This is a genomic window from Streptomyces sp. NPDC059371 (assembly GCF_042751995.1).
Lineage (GTDB): Bacteria > Actinomycetota > Actinomycetes > Streptomycetales > Streptomycetaceae > Streptomyces.
The window spans coordinates 144,615-149,543 of the sequence record NZ_JBHYXD010000001.1; the positions used below are offsets into that span (position 1 = coordinate 144,615).

A 4,929-nucleotide genomic window follows, 5' to 3' on the forward strand; every position below is an offset into this window, starting at 1 on the left:
TGGTGTGGCGGTCCATTTCTTCGAGTTGGAGCCCACCACCCCCGGGTTAAACAAGCCCACCTGGGGTTCCTCCGGCTGCGGGCTCTAGGCCCCCCGCCAGCGCACCGGTCGCGGGGGCCTTCGTCATCCCAGGGTCAGCGAGGCCCGTACGGGCAGATGATCGCTCGGGAACTGGCCGTGCAGCGAGAAGGTGTCGATCGACGCCCGGGCCACCTCGGTGCCGGGACCGGCCAGGATCCAGTCGATGCGGTCGCCGTCGGGCGTCAGTGGGGCGTAGCCGTGGAAGGTCGCGTAGAGCCCGCTCCGCGAGGTGGCCGTGTCCCAGGTGTCGGTGAGTCCGGCGCCCAGCAGGATGTCGTACACCTCGTTCCGGTGCGCCGGCGCGTTGAAGTCGCCGGTGACCAGGCACGGCAGGGACGGATCGAACCGCGCGATCCGTTCGGCGACGAGCGCGGCGGCCCGTACGCGCGCGTACTGGCTCGCGTGGTCCAGATGGGTGTTGAGAACATGGAACTGCCGCCCGCCGTCCCGCAGATCGCGGAAACGCACCCAGGTGGCGATGCGGGGGAGCGCGGCGCCCCAGGTGTTCGAGGCGATCACCCGGGGGGTGTCGGAGAGCCAGAACGTGTCGTGCTCCAGCGGGGCCAGCCGCCGGGTGTCGTAGTAGATCGCCACGGACTCGTCGCCGCTCCCGCCCTCCCTGCCGGTGCCGATCCACTCGTAGTGCGGCGCGAGGTCGGCCTCGATGTCGAGGAGTTGCTGGTAGAGGCCTTCCTGGGTACCGATGACGTGGGGCGAGGCGCGGCGCAGGAGCTCCCGCATCACCGGACGGCGCACCGCCCAGCTGTTGGGCTCGACACCGCTCGCGAAGCGCAGGTTGTAGGTCATGACGTCGAGACGGGGGCGGGGGCGGGGACGCCGGGTGGCGGAGGCCCGCGCCGTGGTGAGCAGGGGCAGGGCGACCGCGGCGGCCACCGCGTTTCTCAGCCCGGTGCGTCGGGCCACTCTCCTGGAGTCGGGCACGTGTGCTCCTTCGCTCGCGAGTCGGGAGGGGGACGCGCACCACCGGAGGGGAAGAGGGAACCGGGAAAGTCTGCCCCGGTCGACCGGGGCGGAAGTGAACGCGGCGGGGCCATGGCGTGTCTCGCGGTCCACGGGGGTGTTGACCCGTGGGAAGTCCGCCGGATAGCTTCATTCAACAGATTGTTGATTCCGTACCGCGAAAAGCAGGAGGCTGTCGGATGGGTGAGGGTCAGCAGGAGACGGTGACGACGAGCCTCTCGGGCGCCGTCACCGAAGCGGTCGGTGCCTCCCTCGCCCCCGTCGACGCCGAACTGGAACGCCTCTATCCAGGAGATCCCGGCACCCGCCAGCCCGTCCATACCGTGTACGTCCCCGGAGACGCGTTCGCCGCCGACACCGTCCGCTCCTGGGGTGACCGTGCCCTCGCCGCCCTCGACGAACACGCCCCCGACGCCGCGTCCTTCGCCGCCGTCCTCGGCCTCGCCGACGAACTCGCCGGACCCGTGTACGACCGCGTCCGGGCCAAGCTGGAACGCGAACCCGTCGAAGACCTGCGCGTCGACTTCGAGGACGGCTACGGCACCCGCCCGGACGCCGAGGAGGACGCGACGGCGGCCCGTGCGGCCCGGATCGTCGCCGAGGCGTACGGGAACGGCACCGCGGCCCCGTACATGGGCATCCGCATGAAATGCATGGAGGCCTCGGTCCGCGACCGGGGCATCCGCACCCTCGACATCTTCCTGACGGGCCTGATGGAGGCGGGTGGCCTGCCCGGCGGGCTCGTCCTCACCCTGCCCAAGGTGACGTACGCGCGGCAGGTCACCGCGATGGCCAGGCTTCTGGAGGAGTTCGAGAAGGCCCGCGGCCTGGAACCCGGCAGGATCGGCTTCGAGATCCAGATCGAGACCAGCCAGGCCATCCTCGCCACGGACGGCACCGCCACCGTCGCCCGCATGATCCAGGCCGCCGAGGGCCGCGCCACCGGACTGCACTACGGCACCTTCGACTACAGCGCCTGCCTCGGCGTCTCCGCCGCCCACCAGTCGAGCGACCACCCCGCCGCCGACCACGCCAAGGCGATCATGCAGGTCGCGGCCGCCGGCACCGGCGTACGCCTCTCGGACGGCTCCACCAACGTCCTGCCCGTCGGCCCCACCGAGAAGGTCCACGACGCCTGGCGCCTGCACTACGGCCTCACCCGCCGCGCCCTGGCCCGCGCTTACTACCAGGGCTGGGACATGCACCCCGCCCACATCCCGACCCGCTACGCGGCCGTCTTCGCCTTCTACCGCGAAGGCTTCCGGCAGGCCGCCGCCCGCCTCTCCCGCTACGCCGGCCACGCCCCCGGTGACGTCCTGGACGAACCCGCCACGGCCAAGGCCCTCAGCGGCTACCTCCTGAGAGGCCTGGACTGCGGCGCCCTGGACCTCCCGGAGATCGCGCGCGAATCGGGCTTGACCCGCCCCGAACTGGAGAGCTTCGCGGGGCCGCGACGGGGGAATCTCACCGCGTCGGGGCGGTGACGGCGAGGCCGTCGCTCAGCGCGCCGGAGGCAGTTCGCCCGAGCCGCGGGTGATCAGGCGGGTCGGGAGTTCGATGCGTTCCGGGGCGATGAGGTTGCCGTCGAGCTGGCGGAAGAGGCGTTCGGCGGCTGTGCGGCCCAGGGCCGCCGCGTCCTGGGCGACGACGGTGACGCCGGGCTCCAGAAGGTCGGCGAGCTCGATGTCGTCGAAGCCGACGAGGGCGACCGGGCGGCCGCGCTCGGCGATGACACGGACGACGGTCACGGTGACACGGTTGTTGCCCGCGAAGACCGCGGTGACCGGGGAGGGGCCCGACAGCATGTCCTCGGCCGCCTTGCGCACCCGCTGCGGGTCGGTGACGCCGAGGGACATCCAGCCGTCCTCGACCGGTATCCCCGCGTCCTCCATCGCGGCCCGGTAGCCGCGCAGCCGCTCGGCCGCGGTGTGGATGCGCGGCATGTCGCCGATGAAGCCGATCCGGCGGTGGCCGTGGGCGATCAGGTGGGCGACACCGTCCCGGGCGCCGCCGAAACTGTCCGACAGGACGACGTCGGCGTCGATCCGCCCCGCCGGGCGGTCCACGAAGACCGTGGCGACGCCCGCCTTTATCTCCGGCTCCAGATAGCGGTGGTCGTCGCCGGCCGGGATCACGACCAGCCCGTCCACCCGGCGCGCGCACAGCGCGAGGACCAGTTCCTGCTCGCGGTCGGGGTCCTCCGCGCTGGACCCGTTGATCAGCAGGGCTCCGTGGGCCCGCGCCACCTCCTCGACCGCGCGGCTCAGCGGCCCGTAGAACGGGTCCGCGAGGTCCTCCAGCACCAGCCCGATGCTCGCCGTGCGGCCCTTGCGCAGCACCCGGGCGCTGTCGTTGCGGCGGAAGCCCAGCGCCTCGATGGCCTCCTGGACGCGCCGCTCCGTGTCCGGGGTGACCCCGGGCTCACTGTTGACCACGCGGGAGACCGTCTTCAGACCGACTCCCGCACGCGCCGCTACGTCCTTCATCGTCGGACGGTTTCCGTAGCGGTTCTCGGATCGGCGGGCGGTCTCGGCCACGATGTGCTGTCCTGTCCTGTCGTCCACGGGGATGCGTAGGTCCATGGGGTTGTATGAGGATGTGGCGTCGAGCATAGAGCCTGGACAACGTTGTCAGATGCGGGAGACACTGTCCACCGCAATCTCCGGCCTGCGTCTTCCCCAGGGCGCACGGTCCCCGGGGTCCGTCGGCGCACTCCGCGCGGCCTACGACGGGGCCCGATCCCGAACCGTTTCCGGCCGGAGACCCGGACCCGCGGCGCGGCGGGCCCGTCACGACACCCATGGGAGACCTGAAACTGATGCACACCGACCTCGTGGCCGCGCTCGACATCGGCGGCACCAAGATCGCCGGAGCGCTGGTGGACGGCCACGGCCGGATCGTTCTGCGCGCGCAGCGCCCGACGCCCGCCCAGGAGGACGGCGACACCGTGATGCGCGCCGTCGAGGACGTCATCGGTGAGCTGGCGGTCTCCCCGCTGTGGAGCGGCGCCGGAGCCCTGGGCATCGGCAGCGCGGGCCCCGTGGACGCCTCCGCCGGCACGGTGAGCCCCGTCAACGTTCCCGGCTGGCGGGGCTACCCGCTGGTCGAGCGGGCCACCGAGGCCGCGGGCGGACTGCCCGTCGAGCTGATCGGCGACGGCGTGGCGATCACCGCGGCCGAACACTGGCAGGGCGCCGCCCGTGGCCACGACAACGCGCTGTGCATGGTGGTGTCCACCGGCGTGGGCGGCGGACTCGTCCTGAACGGGCAGCTCCACGCGGGCCCCACCGGGAACGCGGGCCACATCGGGCACATCAGCGTCGACCTGGACGGCGATCTCTGCCCCTGCGGCTCCCGGGGCTGTGTCGAGCGCATCGCCAGCGGCCCGAACATCGCCCGCCGCGCGCTGGAGGCGGGCTGGCGGCCCGGCCCCGACGGCGACACCTCGGCCGCTGCGGTCGCCGAAGCGGCCCGCGCCGGTGACCCGGTCGCCGTGGCCTCCTTCGAGCGGGCCGCGCAGGCTCTCGCGGCGGGCATCGCGGCGACCGCGACCCTGGTCGAGATCGACATCGCCGTGATCGGCGGGGGAGTGGGCAAGGCCGGCGACGTGCTCTTCGCACCGCTGCGCCGGGCCCTGGCCGACTACGCGACGCTTTCCTTCGTACGGCGCCTGACCGTGACGCCCGCCCTGATGGGCACCGACGCCGGGCTGGTCGGCGCGGCCGCGGCGGCACTCACCCGCCGGTCGCGGACGGCTACGGCACGCGTCTGATCCTGTTGTCGGTCCGGTCCCCGGGGGGCGGGCGAGGCACGCGCCCCCCGGGCGCCGGGCGGGGCCGGGGTGTGACCCCGGGCGCACCCCGCCGC

The 4,929-nt window shown here is 73.0% G+C and carries 4 protein-coding genes; 2 read left to right on the forward strand and 2 right to left on the reverse strand.

All coding sequences use genetic code 11. From position 1 onward, the window contains the following. Positions 1 to 123: 123 nt before the first annotated feature. Positions 124 to 1,023, reverse strand: coding sequence for an endonuclease/exonuclease/phosphatase family protein (locus ACFXGX_RS00680; protein ID WP_384783159.1), 900 nt, complete (start codon positions 1,021 to 1,023; stop codon positions 124 to 126). 218 nt (positions 1,024 to 1,241) lie between these two features. Here ACFXGX_RS00680 and ACFXGX_RS00685 point away from each other — a divergent pair, with 218 nt between their 5' ends. Then, positions 1,242 to 2,546: a DUF6986 family protein gene (locus ACFXGX_RS00685; RefSeq protein WP_384783162.1), complete on the forward strand. Its 1,305-nt coding sequence runs from the start codon at positions 1,242 to 1,244 to the stop codon at positions 2,544 to 2,546. Between the two features lie 15 nt (positions 2,547 to 2,561). Here the strand turns inward: ACFXGX_RS00685 and ACFXGX_RS00690 are convergent, their stop codons facing one another. Next, positions 2,562 to 3,644, reverse strand: coding sequence for a LacI family DNA-binding transcriptional regulator (locus tag ACFXGX_RS00690; RefSeq protein ID WP_384783165.1), 1,083 nt, complete (start codon positions 3,642 to 3,644; stop codon positions 2,562 to 2,564). A 236-nt stretch (positions 3,645 to 3,880) separates the two neighbouring features. Here ACFXGX_RS00690 and ACFXGX_RS00695 point away from each other — a divergent pair, with 236 nt between their 5' ends. Beyond that, positions 3,881 to 4,834, forward strand: a complete 954-nt coding sequence (locus ACFXGX_RS00695; protein ID WP_384783349.1) for an ROK family protein — start codon at positions 3,881 to 3,883, stop codon at positions 4,832 to 4,834. The last annotated feature ends 95 nt before the right edge of the window (positions 4,835 to 4,929 follow it).

What these genes read in the sequence shown, in the direction of transcription:
- ACFXGX_RS00685 (WP_384783162.1), top strand. Translation starts at nt 1,242, where the DNA reads ATGGGTGAGGGTCAGCAGGAGACGGTGACGACGAGCCTCTCGGGCGCC.
- ACFXGX_RS00690 (WP_384783165.1), bottom strand. Translation starts at nt 3,644, where the DNA reads ATGGACCTACGCATCCCCGTGGACGACAGGACAGGACAGCACATCGTG.
- ACFXGX_RS00695 (WP_384783349.1), top strand. Translation starts at nt 3,881, where the DNA reads ATGCACACCGACCTCGTGGCCGCGCTCGACATCGGCGGCACCAAGATC.